Source organism: Stappia sp. P2PMeth1, from assembly GCF_900185735.1.
GTDB lineage: Bacteria > Pseudomonadota > Alphaproteobacteria > Rhizobiales > Stappiaceae > Stappia.
Genome location: NZ_FYAW01000022.1, coordinates 67,503 through 87,273, shown reverse-complemented (window position 1 = coordinate 87,273; position 19,771 = coordinate 67,503). Strand labels below are relative to the sequence as shown.

Here is a 19,771-nt window from a genome sequence, read left to right as displayed (position 1 = left end):
AACCCAGGACCCGGTTCAGCGGGGCTCGGCGAGCCCCGCTGCCAGGCGCTCCAGTGCCGCCTGCACGCCACCCGCGCCGTGCGGAACGCCGAGCATCTTGAGCCCCAATTCCAGCGTCCCGAGCGTGCCCAGCACCATCGGCGCGTTGACATGGCCCATATGACCGATGCGGATGCCCTTGCCGGCGATCTCCCCGATCGTGCCGCCGATGGTGACGTTGCAGGTCTGCTGGCACCAGCGGCGCAGCACGGCCGGATCGAAGCCCGGTGTCAGCACCACGGTGACCGAGTTGGAGCGCTGGGCCTCCTCCAGGATGTTCAGCTCCATCGCCCCGCCTTCGGCCCATTTGGCGACGCAGGCGCGCACGGCGGCGGCCAGCAGCGCATGGCGGCGATGGGCGGCGTCCAGCCCCTCGTCCAGCAGCAGGTCGAGCGCCTGGCGGAAGGCGAAGAGCAGGTGCTCCGGCGGCGTGCCGCAATATTTCTGGTAGTGCTCGCTGCCCTGTCGGAACGTCCAGTCCCAGTAGAAGGTCTTCAGGGTTGCCGTCTCATGCGCGGCGAGCGCCTTGGCATTGGCGCCGACAAAGGCAAGGCCCGGCGGCGTCATCAGCCCTTTCTGCGCGCCGGTGACGGTCACATCGACGCCCCACGCGTCCATCTTGTAGGGCACGCAGCCGAGCGAGGCGATGGTGTCGACCATGAACAGCGCCGGATGGCCGGCCGCATCGATCGCCTTGCGCAGGGCGGCGATGTCGTTGAGCACGCCCGAGGCCGTGTCCACCTGCACCACCAGCACCGCCTTGATTTCATGCGCGGTATCCGCGGCAAGGCGCGCGGTCACCGCCAGCGGATCGACGGCCCGGCGCCAGTCGCCCGGCAGCACCTCGATCTCGAGGCCGGACATTTTCGCCATCTCGCCCCAGCCGCGGGCGAAGCGGCCCGAGTCCAGCACCAGCACCCGGTCGCCGCGCGACAGCGTGTTGGTCAGCGCCGCTTCCCAGGCGCCGTGGCCGTTGGCGGCATAAAGGAAGGCCTTGCCTGTGGTGCCGAACACCTTCGGCAGGTCGGCGAGCAGGCTGTCGGTCAGCCCGACGAGCGAGCCGGTATAGATGTCGATCGCCGGGCGGTGCATGGCCCTGAGCACTTCGTCCGGCACCGTGGTCGGCCCAGGGATCATCAGGAATTCGCGGCCGCTGGCGAGCGTCATGGCAGGCTCCGGAAAGGCTGCGCGGCAAAAGGCGGCCCGCATGTCGTGGCGGGCCCGCCGCGCGGGCGGGGGAGAGAATGGCCGTGCAAGCTGCGCGTGAGGCGAACCCTGCAGGATCAGACCATGGTGTTTTCCACCACCACGCGTCGTTGTGCAATCCGTTCGTGCGACGGCGCGCCGAGATCGAGCCTGTGCCGCGGCAGGCCGGTGACGAGGAATGGGGCAGGGGCCGCGGGCCCCCGCCCTCCATCACTTGCTCAGAAGAAGGCCTGCAGGCCGGTCTGGGCGCGGCCGAGGATCAGCGCATGGACGTCATGCGTGCCCTCGTAGGTGTTCACCGTCTCCAGGTTCTGGGCGTGCCGCATCACGTGGTACTCCTCCTGGATGCCGTTGCCGCCATGCATGTCGCGGGCCTGGCGGGCGATGTCCAGCGCCTTGCCGCAATTGTTGCGCTTGACGATGGAGATCATCTCCGGCGCCACGCGGCCTTCGTCGAACAGGCGGCCGACGCGCAACGAGGCCTGCAGGCCGAGCGCGATCTCGGTCTGCATGTCGGCGAGCTTCTTCTGGAAGAGCTGGGTCTGGGCCAGCGGCTTGTTGAACTGCTTGCGCTCCAGGCCGTAGTTGCGGGCCCGGTGCCAGCAATCCTCGGCCGCACCCAGCGCGCCCCAGGAAATCCCGTAGCGGGCGCGGTTGAGGCAGCCGAACGGGCCCTTCAGGCCGGAAACATTCGGCAGCAGCGCGTCCTCGCCGACTTCGACATTGTCCATGACGATCTCGCCGGTGATCGAGGCGCGCAAGCTGAGCTTGCCGCCGATCTTCGGCGCGGAAAGGCCTTTCATCCCCTTGTCAAGCACGAAGCCGCGGATCGCCCCGTCATGGGCGTCGGACTTGGCCCAGACGACGAAGACATCGGCGATCGGCGCGTTGGAGATCCACATCTTGGAGCCCTTCAGCCGGTAGCCGCCGTCGATCTTCTCGGCGCGGGTGCGCATGCCGGCCGGGTCGGAGCCGGCATCGGGCTCGGTCAGGCCGAAGCAGCCGACGAATTCGCCGCTGGCGAGCTTCGGCAGGTACTTCCTGCGCTGCTCCTCGCTGCCATAGGCATAGATCGGATACATCACCAGCGACGACTGCACCGAGTTCATCGAACGGTAGCCGGAATCGACCCGCTCGATCTCGCGGGCGACGAGGCCATAGGCGACATAGGAGGCGTTGGCGCAGCCATAGTCTTCCGGCAGCGTGATGCCGAGCAGGCCGAGTTCGCCCATCTCGTTGAAGATCTCGCGGTCGGTCTTCTCCTGCGCATAGGCCTCCAGCACGCGCGGCTGCAGCTTGTCCTGGGCATAGGCGCGGGCCGTTTCCATGATCAGGATCTCGTCCTCGTTCAACTGGTCGCGCAGCAGGAACGGGTCTTCCCAGGAAAAGCGGCCGCCGCCGGTCGGGTCGGACTTGTGAACGGATGCGTGTGCGGTCATGGCTGTGGTCTCCTCCGATCCGCCTGCGGGCGCTGCTGCTGGCGGAGTGCGTTCGTTATCAGGGCCCGCGCCGCTCTGGGCGGCCGGACCCGCGAAAGGGGTGAATGTCCGGGCGCGAGTGTCCGGTCTGTCGCCCCCGGCGAAAAGTGATATGTTGTCCCAAGTTCATGAGCGGATGGAATAGGGTTTGAAACGCGGCTTCGTTCCCCATGTCGACAGCCTGATCGCCTTCGAGTGCGCGGCACGGCACGGCAGCTTCACCCGCGCGGCGGAGGAGTTGCATCTCACTCAAGGTGCCGTCTCCAAGCAGGTGCGCCATCTCGAGGTCCGGCTCGGCGTCGAACTGTTCAAGCGGGTGCGTCAGCGCATCGTGCTCACCGATGCCGGGAGGCTCTATCTGCACGATGTGCGCGGCGCGCTGGAAAGCCTGACCGCCGCCACCCGCCAGGTCATGTCCTTCGCGGGCAACGAGGACGTGCTCAACCTGGCCACCCTGCCCTCCTTCGGCACCCGCTGGCTGGCTCCGCGCCTCTCGGGCTTCATCGCCGTCCATCCGACCGCCAGCCTCAATGTGACGGTGCGCCTGCGGCCTTTCGATTTTGCCAAGGAGCCGTTCGACGTGGCGATCCACTACGGCGATCCGGTCTGGGCGGGCGCCGTTGCCGAGCCGCTGTTCCGCGAGGAGGTGATCGCGGTCGCCTCGCCGGCCTTCCGCGCCCGCCACCGGATCCGCCGGCCGCAGGATCTTGCGCCGCTCACCCGGCTGCATCAGTCGACGCGGCCGCTCGCCTGGCGCCAGTGGTTCGAATGCGCCGGGGTCGAGACGGAACTCGCCTTCCAGGGGCCGCGCTTCGAACAGTTCGTGATGATGGCCGAAGCCGCCGCCAACGACCTCGGCGCGGCCCTGGTGCCGCGCTTCTTCGTTTCCGAGGAACTGGCCTCCGGACGGCTGGTGCAGCTCTTCGACACGGTGCTGCGGCTGCCCTCCGCCTATCACCTCGTCTTTCCGGAGGACCGCTCGCTGCGCCCCGTCGCTGCCCGGTTCCGCGACTGGCTGATGGGGGAGGTGGCGGCCGGCGGCGGCGACCGGCCTGCGCTGCCGGGCTGAGGCGCCACCGGCGGCCACCGCTTCGCCAGCCACGACGGGCACAGCGGCAATACGCAAGATTCCGGGTTTGCAGCCGCGGCGAATCCTGTTGCTATCGATCTGTCTTCGTCAAGGAGATGCGGCGGTCCTGGCCGTGGGGTTTCCCCCTCCCTCCTCACGGTCAGGACCAGTTTCCCGTCCGCTTCGGCCTCCCGGCCGACAGGCGTCCGGCCGCAGCCTTCGGCGTGCGGTCTCAGCCGCAGGAGGGCGTCGCCTTGCCGGTCACCGTCACCCGCACCTTGGTCACTCCCCGACGCAGGAATTTCAGCTCGCGTGCTGCCCGCCGCGAGACGTCGAGCACCCGGCCCCGCGCGAAGGGTCCCCGGTCGACGATGGTCAGGGTCACGGTCTCGCCATTGGCGAGGTTCTCGACCTTCACCCGCGTGCCGAAGGGCAGGGTGCGATGTGCCGCAGTCAGGGCTTCCGGATTGTTGGGGGTGCCGCTTGCGGTGCGCCCGGTCAGTTCGTACCAGGAGGCGCTGCCGCATTCCGCCAGGGCAGGCTTGGCGGTCAGTCCGGCGCAGAGCGACAACGCCAACAGGCGGGCCCGGGGCTTGCGAATCATTTTCGGCAATCCATATTGTCAATCCTAACTATCTTGCGGATCGCGCCACGCGGCTCCGACACGGTATTGATCATCTCCTCCGGGAATGGCCGTTTTTCATGACTTTGTTGTGGCAAATCCCGCTTCATGCCGCTACGGCTTCTGCGAAAGTGGAACGATGTTGCGGGGGCGGACCGAATGACATCGGATGACGCGGCAAGGCCGGACCTGGCATGGCCCGCTGAGGGGCTGCATGCCGCGATCATCGCTGCGTCTCAGGATCCCATCTATTTCTGCACGCCGGACTATGTCATCCGCGAGGCCAACGAACCTTACGTGATGATCGCCGGCCTCAGCCGCGAGCAGACGATCGGTCGCACGGTGCAGGAGATCGCCGGCGCCACGGCCTTCCCGCGCCGTGCGCCGTTCCTGGAAAAAGCCCTGTCCGGTTGCGCCACGGTGCTGCAGGACTGGATCAACGTGCCCGGCCAGGGCCGCCGCTTCTTTCACGTGCGCTACCAGCCGGTGCATGATGCCGCGGGTCACTTGCTCGGGGTTGCCGCCTATGGGCGCGACATCACCGATCTGAAGGCGGCGGAGGAGGTGCTGCGGCTCTATGAGAGCGCCGTCACCCAGATGTCGGACCGCCTGTCGATCGTCGATCGCGATTACCGCTACATCCTCACCAACGAGAGCAATGCCCGCTGGCATGGCCGTACCGCCGAGAGCTTTCGCGGAGAGTCGCTGATCGAGATTGTCGGCGAGGCGCGGTTCGCTGCCGAGGTCCGCCCCTGGCTCGACCGATGCCTTGCCGGCGAGGCGGTGGAATACGATTTCCACGAGACGGCGCCGGACGGCTCTCCGGTGGTGATGGACGCCCGCCTCGAACCCTTCCGAAACAGCGATGGCGAGATCGACGCGGTCGTCGTTACCCTGCGCGACGTCACCGAGACCCGTCGCCTGTCGGAGCGGCTGGAGCGGCTGGCGCTGCAGGACGATCTCACCGGCATCGCCAACCGCCGCGCCTTCGAGACCGGGCTGGAACGGCGCGTTGCCGCCTTCCGGGCGCGCCGGAGCGAAGGCTTCAGCGTCGTCTTCATCGATCTCGACGGCTTCAAGCTGGTCAACGACACGGCCGGACACGGCGCTGGCGACCGTTTTCTTCAGGATATCGCGCGGCTGCTGCAGCAATCGGCCGGCGAGGACGTCGAGGTGGCGCGCATCGGCGGCGACGAGTTCGGCCTGATCATCGACAGCATGCTGCCCCTTGCCGCTCAGGCGATCTGCAACCGGTTGCTGGCCACGTTCGAGGGATATCGCCTGAACTGGGAAGGCATGAGCTTCCGCAGCAGCGCCAGCATCGGCATCGCCACCGTGGCGGTGCCCGCGGCTGGCGACGAGGAGGGCGCGCGGCAGGCCGTCACCGTCGGCCGGGTGCTGCAATGGGCCGACTTCGCCTGCATGCAGGCCAAGGCGGCCGGAGGCCATCGCATCGTCGTGCATGACGGCATGAGGAAGCCCGGCGACGACAGGAAGGTGGAGATCCGTCACCTGCTCGCGGTCGAACGGGCAATCGCCGGCAACGGCTTCGTGCTGAATGTCATGGCCATCGTCGATCTCGCCAGCGGCTTGCCGGCAATGCAGGAGGTGCTGCCGCGTCTTGCCACCGAGGACGGCGAGTTGCACGGACCCTCGATGATCCGCGCCATTGCCGAACGGCACGGCCTGATGCGGGCGGTCGACCGGCTGGTGGTCAATGCCGTGCTGTCCCGTCTCGAGGCGGGAACGAGCCACCGGTTACCGATCGCGATCGACCTGTCGGAGGAAACCCTGCACAGTCCGGTCTTCGCCCGCCAATTGTTCGATCGGTTGGGGCGCTCGCCGGGTCTTTCGGAGCGGCTCGTCTTCGAGGTGCCGGAGACGGCGCTGTCGCGGCTGAAGCCGGAGGCGTGGAACCTGATGGCGGACCTGCGCGCGCTCGGCTGCCGCATCGCGCTGGACAAGTTCGGCCGTGGGTTCGCCGCCTTCACCCAGTTGCGCGCCAATGCGTTCGATTTCATCAAGATCGACCGGCTGCTGACGGCGGGCCTTGCCGGCGATCCGGTCAAGCGGGCCGCGGTTTCGGGGGTCGTCGGCCTTGCAGAGGCGCTCGGCCTGCCGACCGTCGCCGAATATGTGACGGAAGCCCGGCATCTCGACATCCTGAGGGAACTCGGCGTTTGCTTCGCCCAGGGGCAGGCCGTGTCGCCGCCCGAAACCTGGCACTGAACCTGGCACCCCAGCCCGGCATTGACGGGTTGCGGCCGCCGCCGGCTCACCAGGGAGCCGCCTCCGGCCAGTCCTCGCCGGGAAACCGCTCGCGCGCCTGCGCCGCCAGGGTCGTGCGGGTCGTCGCGTCGGCCGCCGCCAGCCGCGCCTGCCACACCATCTTGCGCCAGCGCTTGGGCAGCGCGCCGGCTCCCGGCATCGCGTCCACCCTCTCCTGCACCCCGGCAAGCCAATGTGCCGCCTGCTCGCGCTCACCGAGGCGGATGAGCGCCTGGCCCACCGCCAGCCCATAGCCCGGATTGACGCGTGCGTAAGGGTCGGCAAGCGCCTCCCCCACCGCGTCCTGGCTATCGTGCTCCTCCGCCGCCATGCGACCGGCGAAGGCGGCAAAGCGGGCGAGCTCGGCGGTGCCGTCCTCGGCGATCAGCCCGCGTTCGGCGCACAGGGTCCCGAGATCGCGGGAGAAGCCGGCGATCAGCTTGCGGGCGATGTTGAGCGTGTAGAGATGGTCGTGGCTGGCATGGGAGGAGAGGAGCCGCAGCACCTTGACCCGCGCCGGCAGATCCTGCCCGGCAAGGGCCACGGCGCCGGCCGCGTCCGTCGCGTCGAAAATGCCGAAGACCAGCGTCAGCTCCGGTCCTTCGCCGCACCGTGCCAGCCGTGGCGCCAGGTCCGGGGCGGTGGCCATCGCCGGCCGGACCACCGCGCCGCTCTGGCTGCCGGGCCGGCCGAGTAGCAGTTCCGGGCCGAAGGCGAAGACCTGCCCGTCGCCGCGCCGCAGCGCGGTGACGAGCGCGCCATAAGCGCCCTTCGAGGCCCCGTAATGGACGATCCGCGCCGCGCCGGAGGCCGCAAGCGCCGCATCGATCGCCCGGTCGATCGCTGTCTCGCAGCCGAGATACCATGTGGGGTCCGGACAGTTGAGAAACAGGCAGGCGTGGCGGGTGTTGGAGAAGAACCGCTCCAGCCCGAAGCGGCCGGGGGGCACGCGCACCTGCGAGAAGACCACGGCAAGCAAGTCGCTGCCTCCGGCGGGCGCGGGGCGAAAACGCCAGGCAAGCCCGCTTGCCGGATCGTGTCCCTCGCCTGTCGGCGCGTCGCCGTCCATCGTCCCGCCACCCATCCTCCCGCCTCAGATTTCCGGGCCGATCCAGAAGTCCGCTCTGGTTGCCTTGCGCGGCTGGCGTGCCTCCGCGATATGGGTCGTGCGCGGGTCGAGCGCGGCGAGCGCCTCGTATTGGGTGAGGAACACCTTGCCGTTGAGATGGGTCAGGAAATCGGTCCGCTGCAGCCGGTCCATCACCGGGCCCTTGACCTCCGACAGGTGGAAGCCGACCCCCGCGGCCTCCAGCCGCCGGCTGATCTCCTCCAGGCTCTCCAGCGCCGAGGCGTCGATCTCGTTCACCGCCGTGCACATCAGCACCACATGGCGCAGCTTCGGCCGTTCTGCCACCAGCTCCGTCAGCCGGTCCTCCAGGAAGCGGCTGTTGGCGAAGAACAGGCTCTCGTCGACCCGCAAGGTGAGCACGGTGTCGCCGGTGATCACCTTGTGCCGGTTGACGTTTCGGAAATGCTCCGTGCCCGGGACGATGCCGACGATCGCCATGTGCGGCCGGGCGCTGCGATAAAGGTGCAGCGCCAGCGACACGCCGACACCGACGGTGACGCCGGTTTCGACGCCAAGGACGAGCGTTGCCGCAATGGTGGTCGCCATCGCCGCGAAGTCGCTGCGCGAATAGGCCCAGACCCGCCTGAGCGCCTTCAGGTCGACCAGCGACAGCACTGCCACGATGATCGTCGCCGCCAGCGTCGCCTGCGGCAGGTCGGCGATCAGCGGCGTCAGGAACAGGGTGGCCAGCGCGATGCCGACCGCGGTGAAGGCGCCGGCGGCCGGGGTTGCCGCGCCTGCGTCGAAATTCACTACCGAGCGGGCGAAGCCGCCGGTCACCGGATAGCCGCCGGACAGGCCGGAGGCGATGTTGGCCGCGCCGAGGCCGATCAGTTCCTGGTCGGGGACGATGCGCTGGCGCTTCTTGGCCGCCAGCGTCTGGGCGACGGAAACGGACTCGACGAAGCCGATCACCGAGATCAGCAGCGCCGGCACCAGAAGCTGGCTCCATAGGTGCGGGTCGAGCGAGGGAAGCGCCGGGGTCGGCAGCCCGGCGGGAATGTGGCCGACCAGCTTCACCCCCTTGTCGCCGAGGGAGAAGACATGGGCCGCCAATGTCGTCGCCGCCACGGCTGCGACCGGGCCCGATTTGGCAACGATGTCGGCAAGCCGTGGCCGCAGCCCGGCGCGGATCAGCGCCGGTTTCAGCCCGCTGCGCACCCAGAACAGGAAGGCGGTGACCGGCACGCCGATGGCGAGAGCGTAGGGATTGACATTGCCGAGTTCGGAAGCGAGCCCGGCGAGGATCTCCACCAAGGTGTTGCCGGAGCCGCCAAGCCCGAGAATATGCTTGAGCTGCCCGGCGGCGATGATCAGTCCGCTCGCCGTGATGAAGCCGGAAATCACCGGATGGCTCAAGAGGTTGGCGAGAAAGCCGAGGCGGAACAGCCCCATCGCGATCAGCATCGCGCCCGACAGCAGAGCCAGCACGATGGCCGCACCGAGATATTCGGGCGTGCCCTGGGCGGCGAGTTCTCCCACCGCCGAGGCGGTCATCAGCGACACCACCGCCACCGGCCCGACGGCGAGCGCCCGGCTGGTGCCGAACAGCGCATAGGCCACCAGCGGCAGGATCGAGGCGTAGAGACCGACTTCCGGCGGCAGGCCGGCCAGCAGCGCATAGGCGAGCGACTGCGGGATCAGCATGATCGTGACGATCAGCGCGGCGATCAGATCGTCGGTCGCCGTGTGCCGGGTGTAGCTGCGTCCCCAGTCGAGGATCGGGAGATAGGAGGCAAGGCGGGTCATGTCCGGGCCGGAATAGAGGTCGCAGGAAAAGGGACGCCGCGCGCAAGCGCGCGGCGCGTCGAGACGGTCCCCTCGCAAGGGGAGACCCACCTGCCGTGCGGCTCTGGCTCCGGCGTCAGCGCCGGTGGGCCTTAGCCGGGCAGGCCGTGGCTGGCGATCTGGCGCAGGGCCGGGGCAAGGGCGGACAGGTCGTAGCCGGCCTCCGCCGCCAGTTGCAGCAGTTCGGCCGGGTCGCGATCGGCAGCCTGGGACAGGGCCCAGAGGTTGATCGAGCGCGTGCCGGTCCGGCAAAAGGCGAAGACGGGACCGCCGGCGGCCTCCAGCACCTCCTGAAAGCCGCGGATCGTGTCGGGCGTGATGCCCTCGCGGCCCGAGACCGGAAGCGCCGCATAGGCGAGGCCCGCCTCGGCGGCGGCGCGGGCGATTTCTTCGCCCGCCGGCTGGTCCGCGACCTCGCCGTCCGGCCGGTTGTTGATGATGGCGACGAAGCCCGCATCGCGGATCGCGGCGACATCCTCCGGCTGGATCTGGAACGATACGGTGAGGGTGTCGTCGACCCGTGCGCTCTGCATTCTTCCTGTCCTTACAATCCGTTGACCGGCACCTTCAGGAAGGTCCGGCCGCTTTCGTCCTTGGGGGGCAGCTTGCCGGCGCGCATGTTGACCTGTATCGAGGGAATGATCAATTTCGGCATGTCCAGGGTCGCATCGCGCGCCTGCCGCATGGCGACGAATTCCTCTTCCGTCACACCGTCGCGCACATGGATATTGTGCTTGCGCTCCTCGCCGACCGTGGTTTCCCAGCGGATCTCGCGGCCGTTCGGGCCGTAGTCGTGGCACATGAACAGCCGGGTCTCGTCGGGCAGTGCCAGCACCTTGTGGATCGACCGGAAAAGCTCATGCGCATCGCCGCCGGGGAAGTCGGCCCGCGCCGTACCGCCATCGGGCATGAACAGCGTGTCGCCGACAAAGGCGGCATTGCCCATCACATGGGTCATGCAGGCTGGCGTGTGGCCGGGCGTGTGCATGGCGAAGCAGGTCATGCCGCCGACGGTGTAGGTGTCGCCGTCGCGGAACAGGTGGTCGAACTGCGAGCCGTCGCGCTGGAACTCGGTGCCCTCGTTGAACACCTTGCCGAACGTGTCCTGGACGATCCTGATGTTCTCGCCGATGCCGATGCGCCCGCCGAGCTTGCCCTGGATATAGGGAGCGCCGGACAGGTGGTCGGCATGGACATGGGTCTCGATCAGCCACTCGACCGTCAGCCCATTCTCGCGGACGAAGTCGATGATCCGGTCGGCGGATTCGAAGGAGATGCGGCCGGCGGCGTAGTCGATATCCATCACGCTGTCGACGACGGCGCAGGCCGTGGAGGCCGGATCCTTGACCACATAGGAGATGGTGTTGGTCTGCGGGTCGAAGAAGGCGGTGACCTCCGGCCGGGTCGTCGGATCAATGGGATAGGTCGTCTCGGTCATCGTGTCGTGCTCCATCGGTGTCGATGTCGTTTCGTGAAAGGCCGTGTCCGGCGGGCTCAGGCGGTCTGCGGCTGCCGTACCCGCCAGGCTTCGACGAGGCGGATCGCGGCGATCGCCGCCACCATCGCGCCGGCGAAGACGAACGGCTCGCTGCGGCCGAGGCCGAGTGCCGGCACCACGCCGCCCGGGCAGAAGCCGGCAAGGCCCCAGCCGATGCCGAACAGCGCCGAGCCGCCGATCAGGCGCATGTCGAGGCGGGTGGTGCCCGGCAGCGAGAAGCCGGCGGCAAGCACCGGCGCCGGGCGGGCCATCACCAGCCGGTAGCCGATCACCGTGACGATCAGCGCTGCGCCCATGACGAAGGCGAGGGAGGGGTCGAAGGTTCCGGCGATGTCGAAAAAGTTCAGCACCTTGGCCGGATTGGCCATGCCCGACAGCAGGATGCCGGTGCCGAACAGAAGGCCGATGAGGAAGGCGGGAAGGATTCGGGTCATCGGTCAGGCTCCGGCGATGTGGCGGACGATGAAGACGGTGGCGGCCGTGGTCGCCATGAAGGTCAAGGTGGCGGTGATCGAGCGCTTCGAGAAGCGCGCCATGCCGCACACGCCGTGCCCGGAGGGGCAGCCGCTCGCATAGGACACGCCAACACCGGCGATCAGGCCGCCAGCCACCAGCATCGGCAGCGACACGGGCACCTCGATCTGGGGCAGGCTGCCGGTTGCCGCCAGCAGCACCAGCGGCGAGGCGATCATGCCGACAAGGAAGGCCAGGCGCCAGCCCCTCTCTGCGGCCGCGACGGACCCGGTTGCATAGGGGGGCAGCAGGCCGCCGATGATGCCGCTGATGCCGGCGATACGGCCAAGCAGCGCCATCAGCATGACGGCGGAGAGGCCGATCAGCGCGCCGCCGGCGGCGGAAGAAAAGGGTGTGAACTCGCTCATGTCGATGTCTCGCGGAACGGGGGGTGGCGGAGATCTCGGGAGAACGAAGAGCCTGCGGTGTCAATGGCACCTTGTGTGGTTGCGACTTGCTGACCCATCAGGGCTTCCTCGGATTGCAAATATATAAAGGGGCAATAAATTAGCAAGCATGAATATTCAAGACATGGAAAATAAGGCCGACGAGGCCGCCGCTCTCCTCGCCGCGATGGCCAACAGCCGCCGCCTGCTGGTGCTGTGCCATCTGGTGCGCGGGGAGCATTGCGTCGGCGCGCTGGCCGAGCGGGTCGGCCTCAGCCAGTCTGCCTTGTCCCAGCATCTCGCCAGGATGCGCGCCCAGGGCCTGGTGGAGGCCCGCCGCGACGGCCAGACCGTCTATTATCGGCTGGCCGGCGACGAGGTTCTTGCCGTTCTCGAGGCGCTTTACGGCATCTATTGCGCCGCCCCTTCCGCGCCGGGCGTCGAAGCGGGAGCCTGATCCGGCAGCGGATCCGCCGGGCTTGCCGGGCGCATCGCCGCCGGTCCTCCCAGCGCCACGGTCGAGCCGTCCCGCCGCATCCTCAGCACGATCCCCGGCAGGTCGTTCAGCGGGTTCTCGTCCGCCTGCGGCAGGTCGCGGTCGGCGCGCGGGGCCGACAACTCGTTGAGCGGCCGCAGGATGCGCTCGTGAATCAGCGAGCCGACCCTGAGCGGCAGCCGTTCGCCGGTCTGCGTCATCACCTCGAACCGCGTCGGCCAGAGCCGCAGCACCCAGCGCCCGCCTTGCGTGCCGTCGGTGTCGTCGCCGTCGCGGCGCACCAGCACCAGATCGGCGCCGCGTCCGTTCTGGATGCGCGGCAGCGCCGGCAGGTCTTCGGCCGCCGTCTGTCCGGTCAGGAAGCCGGTGAAGGTGACGAGCGACCAGCCGGGCGCCGGACGGTAGCCGTCCTGCGCGAGGGCTTCGGCCAGCGCCTGCGGGTCGCCGCTCCATTGCAGGATCAGCGGTTCCTCCTGCTCGCCGCTGAGTTCGATCCGGTGCGTCGGCAGCTTTTGCCAGCCGCCGGACAGCCATTCGTCCGCGCTCAGGATCTCCACCGGCATGCTCGGGCGGTACATCTCCCGCGCCTGGTCGAAATTGCGCGCCATGTGAATGCCGCCGACCACCGACAGCGTCGCTGCCGTCAAGGCCGCCAGCGACCAGCGGCCGATCTTCTCGTTGTGCACCGAGCCGAAGACGAAGGCGAAGGCGGCGACCATCGCCGTGCCGAAGGTGATGCCGCCGACCACGTCGCTCATCCAGTGCGCGCCGAGATAGATGCGGGAGAAGGCGACGGCGCCGATCAGCGGCACGGCCAGCGAGAAGATCCCGGCCTTGGTCAGCGGAGAGCGGTCGTGCGCGACCAGCACCGCGACGATGCCGAACAGCACCACGGTCAGCGTCGCATGGCCGGAGGGAAAGGACAGCGCGTCGGCGCCGGTGTAGATGTCGATCGGCCGCTCGCGCTGGAACAGCATCTTGAACAGCGGCACGAACACCGCCGCGCCGGCGATCGCGATCATCAGCCCGGTTGCCCGGCGCCAGGCCTTGCGGGCGAACAGATAGGCGATCACCACCGCCGCCACGGCGGCGATCACCACCCCGTCGCCGAGCATGGTGATGAAGGTCATGATGTCGTCGCCGACCGGGGTGCGCAGGTCCTGGAACAGGTTGCGGATCGCCGTGTCGGCGCGGCTCAGCCCATTGTCGGGCGAGATCGCCGCGGCCAGCGCCACGAACAGCGGCACCGTGACGATCAGCAGCAGCGCCGACACGATCATGCCGGCCGAGCGCGGATGCGCCGGGTCGAGCATGCGGGCGAACCACCGGCTGACGCGGTTCTCGTGCCGGCCCAGCCATTCGACGGTCCTCAGCCGGCTGCCGGCATAGAGCGGCAGCACGATCAGGATCAGCCAGCGGGCGATCATCACCGCGACGAACAGCAGCACCAAGAGCACGCCGAGCACCGTCGCCAGCCGGCCGCTGATCGCGCCGAGAGCGCTGAAGGCGGTGCCGGCGATGACGCCGGGGCCGAGATGGACGATGGCCCAGGCGATCGCCGAGGTGACGTTGATGAAGGTGAAGCGGCCGACCGGCATGCCGACCATGCCGGCGATGCCCGGCACGATCGCCTTCACCCCCGGCACGAAGCGGCCGATGAAAACGCTCTTGCCGCCATGCTGCCGGAAATAGGCCTCGCCCCGCTCGACCAGCGTCCGGTAGCGGTTGAACGGCCAGACCGACTTGATTCGGTCCTTGTAGACATGCCCGACCCAGTAGGAGATCGCGTCGCCGGCGATGGCGCCGAGCGTCGTCCACAGCAGGATCGGCCAGGGATCGAGCTTGCCGAGGCCGACCAGCGTTCCCGCGCCGACCAGCACCACCGTGGAGGGCACGAACATGCCGACGATGAACAGCGCCTCGCCCATCGCGATCAGGAACACGACCGCATTGGCGAGGGTCGGGTTCTCGCCGATGAAGGCGACAAGCTGGTTGAGAAGGTCCGTCACGAGACGCGGCCCGGCATGAACTGGTTCCTGGCTGGCGAGGGGTGGATTTCCCCGGTCGCGGCCCGCTACATGTACGTCCTGCGGCCTGCTTCGCCAATCCTCGCAAGACGCATTTTTCCCTGTGCGCTCCGAAGGCTGGCCCGGCGGTCATGATCGGTGCGGACGGCGGCGCCATTGCATCGCGGCGCCGGGCACGGCACCTTGTGCTCGATCAAACGGTGCTTGAAAACAAGACAGCAGGAGACGTGTGCCCGTGTTCCAGTCGGCTTCCCTTCCCGTCGACCTGTCGCGCACCGATTTCGATGCGCTCGAGCCGAAGCTGCGCACCGAGCTGCTCGCCGCCCAGCTCGAGGTGATCGAAAAGAAGCCCTTCTCCGTGCTGATCGTCATCGCCGGCGTCGACGGCGCCGGCAAGAACGACGCCATCGCCCGCCTGCACGAATGGCTGGACGTGCGCTATGTCACCTGCAACGCCTATGACGAGGCGACCGACGAGGAGCGCGGCCGTCCGGACCTGTGGCGCTATTGGCGCGACCTGCCGGCGCTGGGCGAGACCTCGATCGTCGTCTCGTCCTGGTACAACGAGCCGCTGCGCTGCTTCGTCCAGGGCGAGATCGGCGAGGCCGAGTTCGAGCGCCGCCTCGCCCGCATCAACCGGTTCGAGGGGCTGCTCGCCCGCGAGAACGTGCTGGTGCTGAAATTCTGGTTCTCGCTGACGCCGGCGATGCAGAAGCGCCGGCTCAAGGGGCTCGGCAGAAAGGGCCGCGCCCGCCGCATCCTTGCCGAATGGACCGACATCGCCCATGCCTCCGGCGCCCAGGCGGCCTTCGAGCAGGCGGCGCTCGCCACCTCCACGCCGATCGCCCCCTGGATCGTCATCCCCAGCGATGAGCCGCGGGCCCGCGACCTGGCGCTGGGCCGCTGCGTCGAAATGGCGATCCGCCGCCGGCTGGAGGCCGCCCCCGCCGATCCGTTGGCGCTGCCGGCCGTGGTTGCCCGCGTCGAGCGACGCAGCGCGGTGGAAGCGGTCGACCTCGGCGCCCGCCTGTCCAACCACCGCTACCGCACCGAACTTGACCGCCTGCAGGACGAGCTCGCCCGGCTTGTCGACCGCAAGGCCTTTCGCGACCGTTCCCTGGTCGTCGCCTTCGAGGGCAACGACGCGGCCGGCAAGGGCGGTGCCATCCGCCGCCTGATTCGCCCGCTCGATCCGCGCCGCTATCGGGTCCACCGCATCGCCGCCCCCAGCCAGGAGGAGCACGCCCATCCCTGGCTCTGGCGGTTCTGGAACCGGTTGCCGCGCCGTGGCCATGCGGCGGTCTTCGACCGATCCTGGTACGGGCGGGTGCTGGTGGAGCGGGTCGAGGGCTTTTGCAGCGAGGCGGCCTGGTCGCGCGCCTACAACGAAATCAACGAGTTCGAGGCCGAACTCGCGGATGCCGGAGCCATCGTCGTCAAGTTCTGGCTGGCGATCAGCCGGCAGGAACAGCTTGCCCGCTTCAAGGAGCGCGAGGAGGTCCCCTACAAGCAGTTCAAGCTCACCGATGACGATTGGCGCAACCGGCTGAAATGGGATCACTATGCCGAGGCCGCCGGCGACATGGTCGACCGCACCTCGACCCGCCTCGCGCCCTGGCATCTGGTCGCCGCCGAGGACAAGCGATTCGCCCGCGTCGAGATGCTGCGCCAACTCGTCGGACGGCTCGAACAGGCCTTGTGAGGGCGTGGCGCCTCAGTCCGCGCCGGAGGTGAAGCCGGCGCGGAAGGCGCTCGGCGACAGGCCGGTGGCGGCCGAGAAGACACGGGAAAAATGCCCCGGATCGGCAAAGCCGAGCCTGTAGGCGATGTCGGCGACGCTTGTCTGAGTGTAGGCGAGCAGCCGCCGCGCCTCCAGCATCTGCCGACCCCGCAGCACGGCGGAGGCGGGCTGGCCGAGCACCTGTCGGCAGGCCCGCGTCAGGTGCGGCACCGTCACCGCCAGCGCCGCGGCATAGGGGCCGAGCCCGTGCCAGTGCCGGTAATGGGCGTCGACCAGCGCCTGGAAACGCCCCGCCAGCCGCGCCGCCGCCTGGCCGCTGGCCGCCGGGCTTGCCGTGTCCGGACCCGCGTCGAGCCGCCTCAGCACCCAAATGAAGGTCAGCGCCGCCAGCGCCGCCAGCGCCTCGTCCCGCCCCGCCCGCCGCCCCAGCAACTCCGCCTGGACCGCTTCCATCTCCGGCGGCGCGGTGCGCGCCCGGCCCCTGCACGGGGCAAGCAGCCGCCCCTGCGGATCGATGCGGGCGCGGATCGGCTCGAACACCGCCACCGGCAGGGTCAGCACCATGCCGGCACTGCCCGGCAGGAAGCGGAAGCCATGGGCAACGCCTGCCGGCATGTTCAGGACGTCGCCGCCGGCCAGCGCGCTCTCGCCCCCCTCACCGAGCAGCACGCCGCCGCCGCGCTCGATCCAGAAGAGCTGGTGCAGCGACGGGTGCCGGTGCCGGGCGATGCGCCAGCGGCGGGGTCCGCTGCGAACCGAGAGATGTTCGATATGGAGCATGTCGGGAAAGCCGGACCCCACCGGTTCCCCATAGAGTCCGTAATCCGGCGCAGCCTGGAATGTTCGATTCATCCCTATATTTGACCGAATTCTGCATTCCCTTGTCCAGTGCTTCGCGCCCATTCTCGGCACACTGGCAGGCCCGCTCGCGGGCCGATCGCGTCAAGGATCCGTGCGCATGACCCCCGATCTTTCCGGCTGCAGCCCCGCCGACGTTCCCGCCCGCACCGGGGTCGTCATTGTCGGCGGCGGTCCCTCCGGCCTGCTGCTGTCCCAGCTTCTGCATCTTGCCGGCATCGCCAATGTGGTGCTGGAGCGCCGCTCCCGCGCCTATGTTCTGTCGCGGATCCGCGCCGGCGTGCTGGAACAGGGGGCGGTCGACCTGCTGCGCCGGGCCGGCGTCGGCGCCCGCATGGACCGCGAGGGGCTTGTCCATGACGGCGTCGAGATCTCGTTCCATGACCGGCGCCTGCGTATCGACCTTGCCGATCTCACTGAGGGCAAGACCGTCATGGTCTATGGCCAGACCGAGGTGACGGCAGACCTTTACGAAGCACGGGATGCCATGGGCGGCACGGTGCTGCACGAGGCGGAGCACGTTCAACTGCACGATCTGGAGGGCGGGCGGCCCTTCGTCACCTTCCGCCTCGGCGAAAGATATCACCGCATCGAATGCGATTTCGTCGCCGGCTGCGACGGGTTTCACGGGGTCTCGCGCCGGTCTATCCCCGCCGACCGGCTGCGGCTGTTCGAGATGGTCTATCCGTTCGGCTGGCTCGGGCTGCTCGCCGACGTGCCGCCGGTGCATGACGAACTGGTCTATGCCGGCCACGAGCGCGGTTTCGCGCTGTGCTCGATGCGCTCGCGCACGCGCAGCCGCTACTATGTCCAGTGCCCGCTCGACGAGAAGGTCGAAGACTGGTCCGACGATCGCTTCTGGACGGAACTGGTCTCCCGCCTGCCCGCCGACATCGCCGGCCGCCTGGTCACCGGTCCGTCGATCGAGAAGAGCATCGCGCCCTTGCGCTCCTTCGTCGCCGAGCCGATGCGCTTCGGCCGGCTGTTCCTTGCCGGAGACGCCGCCCATATCGTGCCGCCGACCGGCGCCAAGGGCCTCAATCTCGCGGCCTCCGACATTCACTACCTCTCCGAGGCGTTGATCGCTCATTACGCGTGCGGCGACGACAGCGGCCTTGTCGCCTATTCCGAGCGCGCGCTGGCAAGGGTCTGGAAAGCCGAGCGTTTTTCCTGGTGGATGACGACGACGCTGCACGCCTTTCCCGATCGCGGCGCCTTTGCCGCCCGCATGCAGGAGGCGGAGTTCGACTATCTCGCCTCCTCCCGCGCCGCCCGCCAGGCGCTCGCCGAGAACTATGTCGGCCTGCCCTATTGAGGGTCGCGTTTCACGCTTGATGCCGGTCAAGGCGAATCCTGCAAAAGTGTGCAGGCTGACCCCGCGACCTCCGCCGGACCGCCTTGCGGCCGGCGGAGCGCATCGGTTTTGCGGCAGGAGGAGGCGCGCGTGACAGACAGCGACCGGCAGGTATCCGACACACGTGGCAGGCAGGCAGCAGCGGACCCGCTCGCCGAACCGGACACCAGCCCTCCCGCCGCCTCCGGCCGGCGCGGGCGGCGGGTCGATCTCTCCGGCCTTTCGGAGCAGCGGGTCGTTGCCGCACAGGAAAGCGAAGTGACCGCGGTCGAGCGGATCGCCTCGCAGGACATCGGCACGAGCGACGAGGGGCTTGACGCGATCCTCGAGGGCGCCTCGCCCGACGATGCCGGCGTGATGCGGCGGGCGCTCGGCCTGCCCAAGGCCGCCGGCACGCCGCGACGGACCAGCGACGAGCTGTCCGCCGACTGGCGCGAGGGCGCTTATCCCTATCGCTTCAAGATGCTGCGGCGCGACTACGAGCGGCAGAAGTTCACTCTGCAGACGGAACTGCTCAAGCTGCAGTCCTGGGTCAAGGATGCCCGCCAGCGGGTGGTGATCCTGTTCGAGGGCCGCGACGCCGCCGGCAAGGGCGGCGCGATCAAGCGCTTCATGGAGCATCTCAATCCCCGCGGCGCGCGGGTCGTGGCGCTGGAAAAGCCCAATGAGGTCGAACGCGGCCAGTGGTATTTCCAGAGATATGTCAGGCACTTGCCGACCGTCGGCGAGATCGTTCTGTTCGACCGGAGCTGGTATAACCGCGCCGGCGTCGAACGGGTCATGGGGTTTTGCAACGAAGAGGAGTATCGCGAGTTCCTGCGCCAGGTGCCGGAGTTCGAGCGCAACCTCGTGCGCAGCGGCACCCATCTGATCAAGTTCTGGTTCTCGGTCAGCCGCGAGGAGCAGAACCGCCGCTTCCGCGAGCGCAACGTCCACCCGCTCAAGCAATGGAAACTGTCCCCGGTCGACCTTGCCTCGCTCGACAAGTGGGACGACTACACCCAGGCCAAGGAAGCCATGTTCTTCCACACCGATACGGCCGATTCGCCCTGGACGGTGATCAAGTCCGACGACAAGAAGCGGGCGCGGCTCAACGCCATGCGTTACGTGCTGCACGCCATGCCCTACAAGGACAAGGACGGCGAGCGGATCGGACGCGTCGACGATCTGTTGGTCGGGCGCGCCAACGTCATCCATGAGCGCGGCGAATACGACCAGCGTCGCGGCTGGGAAGCCCCGGACGCCATCGCCCGGTCGCTGTAAAGTGCGGCAGGGTCGCGACCGCGCTTGAAACCGGCG

At 68.5% G+C, this 19,771-nt stretch carries 17 protein-coding genes; 6 read left to right on the top strand and 11 right to left on the bottom strand.

Annotation, left to right across the window (positions count from 1 at the left end):
• Nucleotides 1-15: 15 nt before the first annotated feature.
• Together P2PM1_RS16000 and P2PM1_RS15995 are read right to left on the bottom strand one after the other, a co-directional pair.
• The gene (locus tag P2PM1_RS16000) at nt 16-1,206 is read right to left on the bottom strand and encodes an alanine--glyoxylate aminotransferase family protein (RefSeq protein WP_186399743.1); all 1,191 of its coding nucleotides are present in this window, start codon (nt 1,204-1,206) and stop codon (nt 16-18) included.
• A gap of 257 nt (nt 1,207-1,463) precedes the next feature.
• Nucleotides 1,464-2,684 (bottom strand): acyl-CoA dehydrogenase, encoded by a 1,221-nt coding sequence (locus P2PM1_RS15995; protein WP_186387863.1) that lies wholly within the window; start codon nt 2,682-2,684, stop codon nt 1,464-1,466.
• A gap of 187 nt (nt 2,685-2,871) precedes the next feature.
• Here P2PM1_RS15995 and P2PM1_RS15990 point away from each other — a divergent pair, with 187 nt between their 5' ends.
• Nucleotides 2,872-3,792 carry a LysR substrate-binding domain-containing protein gene (locus P2PM1_RS15990; RefSeq protein WP_186399742.1) on the top strand — a complete coding sequence of 307 codons (921 nt, stop codon included), beginning with the start codon at nt 2,872-2,874 and terminating at the stop codon, nt 3,790-3,792.
• 232 nt (nt 3,793-4,024) lie between these two features.
• On the opposite strand, the gene P2PM1_RS15985 is transcribed toward P2PM1_RS15990, so the two are convergent.
• Nucleotides 4,025-4,396 carry a septal ring lytic transglycosylase RlpA family protein gene (locus tag P2PM1_RS15985; protein ID WP_186387865.1) on the bottom strand — a complete coding sequence of 124 codons (372 nt, stop codon included), beginning with the start codon at nt 4,394-4,396 and terminating at the stop codon, nt 4,025-4,027.
• A 177-nt stretch (nt 4,397-4,573) separates the two neighbouring features.
• Here P2PM1_RS15985 and P2PM1_RS15980 point away from each other — a divergent pair, with 177 nt between their 5' ends.
• Nucleotides 4,574-6,643 (top strand): GGDEF and EAL domain-containing protein, encoded by a 2,070-nt coding sequence (locus P2PM1_RS15980; RefSeq protein ID WP_186399741.1) that lies wholly within the window; start codon nt 4,574-4,576, stop codon nt 6,641-6,643.
• Nucleotides 6,644-6,689: 46 nt separating this feature from the next.
• Here P2PM1_RS15980 and P2PM1_RS15975 read toward each other — a convergent pair whose 3' ends face one another.
• From P2PM1_RS15975 to P2PM1_RS15950, 6 genes are all read right to left on the bottom strand, one after another.
• Nucleotides 6,690-7,766, bottom strand: a complete 1,077-nt coding sequence (locus P2PM1_RS15975) for a hypothetical protein (protein ID WP_186399740.1) — start codon at nt 7,764-7,766, stop codon at nt 6,690-6,692.
• Nucleotides 7,767-7,775: 9 nt separating this feature from the next.
• The gene (locus P2PM1_RS15970; protein ID WP_186399739.1) at nt 7,776-9,560 is read right to left on the bottom strand and encodes a SulP family inorganic anion transporter; all 1,785 of its coding nucleotides are present in this window, start codon (nt 9,558-9,560) and stop codon (nt 7,776-7,778) included.
• Between the two features lie 131 nt (nt 9,561-9,691).
• Nucleotides 9,692-10,132: a TIGR01244 family sulfur transferase gene (locus tag P2PM1_RS15965; RefSeq protein ID WP_186387869.1), complete on the bottom strand. Its 441-nt coding sequence runs from the start codon at nt 10,130-10,132 to the stop codon at nt 9,692-9,694.
• A gap of 11 nt (nt 10,133-10,143) precedes the next feature.
• Nucleotides 10,144-11,037: an MBL fold metallo-hydrolase gene (locus tag P2PM1_RS15960; RefSeq protein ID WP_186387870.1), complete on the bottom strand. Its 894-nt coding sequence runs from the start codon at nt 11,035-11,037 to the stop codon at nt 10,144-10,146.
• Between the two features lie 56 nt (nt 11,038-11,093).
• Nucleotides 11,094-11,531: a DUF6691 family protein gene (locus P2PM1_RS15955; RefSeq protein WP_186395892.1), complete on the bottom strand. Its 438-nt coding sequence runs from the start codon at nt 11,529-11,531 to the stop codon at nt 11,094-11,096.
• A gap of 3 nt (nt 11,532-11,534) precedes the next feature.
• Nucleotides 11,535-11,978 carry a YeeE/YedE family protein gene (locus tag P2PM1_RS15950; RefSeq protein ID WP_186387872.1) on the bottom strand — a complete coding sequence of 148 codons (444 nt, stop codon included), beginning with the start codon at nt 11,976-11,978 and terminating at the stop codon, nt 11,535-11,537.
• Nucleotides 11,979-12,141: 163 nt separating this feature from the next.
• Here P2PM1_RS15950 and P2PM1_RS15940 point away from each other — a divergent pair, with 163 nt between their 5' ends.
• On the top strand, nt 12,142-12,453 hold the full coding sequence (locus P2PM1_RS15940; protein WP_244293066.1) for a helix-turn-helix transcriptional regulator: 312 nt from the start codon (nt 12,142-12,144) through the stop codon (nt 12,451-12,453).
• Here the strand turns inward: P2PM1_RS15940 and P2PM1_RS15935 are convergent.
• The gene (locus P2PM1_RS15935) at nt 12,408-14,501 is read right to left on the bottom strand and encodes a bifunctional DedA family/phosphatase PAP2 family protein (RefSeq protein WP_186399738.1); all 2,094 of its coding nucleotides are present in this window, start codon (nt 14,499-14,501) and stop codon (nt 12,408-12,410) included. The two genes, P2PM1_RS15940 and P2PM1_RS15935, sit on opposite strands and share 46 nt — an antisense overlap.
• A gap of 253 nt (nt 14,502-14,754) precedes the next feature.
• Between P2PM1_RS15935 and pap the strand changes: the two genes are divergently transcribed.
• Nucleotides 14,755-16,221, top strand: a complete 1,467-nt coding sequence (gene pap / locus P2PM1_RS15930; RefSeq protein WP_186387876.1) for a polyphosphate:AMP phosphotransferase — start codon at nt 14,755-14,757, stop codon at nt 16,219-16,221.
• A gap of 12 nt (nt 16,222-16,233) precedes the next feature.
• On the opposite strand, the gene P2PM1_RS15925 is transcribed toward pap, so the two are convergent.
• Entirely contained in the window at nt 16,234-17,040 is an 807-nt protein-coding gene (locus P2PM1_RS15925; RefSeq protein ID WP_186399737.1) for an AraC family transcriptional regulator, read from the bottom strand.
• 178 nt (nt 17,041-17,218) lie between these two features.
• Between P2PM1_RS15925 and pobA the strand changes: the two genes are divergently transcribed.
• Nucleotides 17,219-18,433 carry a 4-hydroxybenzoate 3-monooxygenase gene (gene pobA / locus P2PM1_RS15920; protein WP_186399736.1) on the top strand — a complete coding sequence of 405 codons (1,215 nt, stop codon included), beginning with the start codon at nt 17,219-17,221 and terminating at the stop codon, nt 18,431-18,433.
• A 297-nt stretch (nt 18,434-18,730) separates the two neighbouring features.
• Nucleotides 18,731-19,735: a polyphosphate kinase 2 gene (gene ppk2, locus P2PM1_RS15915; protein WP_244293074.1), complete on the top strand. Its 1,005-nt coding sequence runs from the start codon at nt 18,731-18,733 to the stop codon at nt 19,733-19,735.
• The last annotated feature ends 36 nt before the right edge of the window (nt 19,736-19,771 follow it).

Bases quoted from the DNA above. Each gene is read 5' to 3' on its own strand.
- P2PM1_RS15975 (WP_186399740.1), bottom strand. From the start codon at position 7,766: ATGGGTGGCGGGACGATGGACGGCGACGCGCCGACAGGCGAGGGACAC.
- P2PM1_RS15965 (WP_186387869.1), bottom strand. From the start codon at position 10,132: ATGCAGAGCGCACGGGTCGACGACACCCTCACCGTATCGTTCCAGATC.
- P2PM1_RS15960 (WP_186387870.1), bottom strand. From the start codon at position 11,037: ATGACCGAGACGACCTATCCCATTGATCCGACGACCCGGCCGGAGGTC.
- P2PM1_RS15925 (WP_186399737.1), bottom strand. From the start codon at position 17,040: ATGCTCCATATCGAACATCTCTCGGTTCGCAGCGGACCCCGCCGCTGG.
- P2PM1_RS15940 (WP_244293066.1), top strand. From the start codon at position 12,142: ATGGAAAATAAGGCCGACGAGGCCGCCGCTCTCCTCGCCGCGATGGCC.
- P2PM1_RS15970 (WP_186399739.1), bottom strand. From the start codon at position 9,560: ATGACCCGCCTTGCCTCCTATCTCCCGATCCTCGACTGGGGACGCAGC.
- P2PM1_RS15985 (WP_186387865.1), bottom strand. From the start codon at position 4,396: ATGATTCGCAAGCCCCGGGCCCGCCTGTTGGCGTTGTCGCTCTGCGCC.
- pobA (WP_186399736.1), top strand. From the start codon at position 17,219: ATGACCCCCGATCTTTCCGGCTGCAGCCCCGCCGACGTTCCCGCCCGC.
- P2PM1_RS15980 (WP_186399741.1), top strand. From the start codon at position 4,574: ATGACATCGGATGACGCGGCAAGGCCGGACCTGGCATGGCCCGCTGAG.
- P2PM1_RS16000 (WP_186399743.1), bottom strand. From the start codon at position 1,206: ATGACGCTCGCCAGCGGCCGCGAATTCCTGATGATCCCTGGGCCGACC.
- P2PM1_RS15995 (WP_186387863.1), bottom strand. From the start codon at position 2,684: ATGACCGCACACGCATCCGTTCACAAGTCCGACCCGACCGGCGGCGGC.
- P2PM1_RS15950 (WP_186387872.1), bottom strand. From the start codon at position 11,978: ATGAGCGAGTTCACACCCTTTTCTTCCGCCGCCGGCGGCGCGCTGATC.
- P2PM1_RS15955 (WP_186395892.1), bottom strand. From the start codon at position 11,531: ATGACCCGAATCCTTCCCGCCTTCCTCATCGGCCTTCTGTTCGGCACC.